Raw genomic sequence first — 622 nt, forward strand, 5'->3', positions numbered from 1 at the left:
TGAGCACAGTCTGGCCGGTAATAAAGGTGGAACGACCCGCAGTACAAGATTGTTCACCGTAGTAATCAGTGAACATCATGCCCTCTTTCGCGATGCTGTCGATGTTTGGTGTTTTGTATCCCATCAAGCCAAAGGTGTACGCACTGAGATTGGACTGGCCAATATCATCACCCCAAATGACGAGAATATTTGGTTTCTCTGCTGCGATACTGCTACTTGTCGCACCGATTAAAGCGGCGGCAAGAATCGCTAATCGGCGTTTAACGCCATATTTCGCTGTCATATAAACCTCTGTGTGTATTAGAAAAGTGCTTCCTGCAACAGAATGTATAGTTCACAACTTCCGGATTTGCGAATATTCAAAATGAGAATAAAGGCAATGGGGTTTAATAATTTCCGCGAACATATTCACACGGCGACAACAAAGATCTGAAAGCGTTTAGATAAGAGAAGGTTCGCTAACGCAAGGAATGGCAGGAAGAGATAACAAACGATTAGAGGGTTGCGAAATAGATAAAATAAAAAACGGTTCGCGCCGACAACCAAGATAGATCATCACTACGAACCGTTGGGGGTTCAAATACGCTTAGGATTAACCTTTTGCTTGTTGAACTTTACTTAG

Annotated in this window: 1 protein-coding gene; it reads right to left on the reverse strand. The window is 43.1% G+C overall.

The genetic code is table 11. From position 1 onward, the window contains the following. Window positions 1-283, reverse strand: a 283-nt coding sequence (locus R7E78_RS27970) for a sulfatase-like hydrolase/transferase (protein WP_318058865.1), incomplete at its 3' end; no start/stop codon positions are given. Between the last annotated feature and the right edge of the window lie 339 nt (window positions 284-622).

The organism is Vibrio sp. YT-19(2023), from assembly GCF_033337395.1.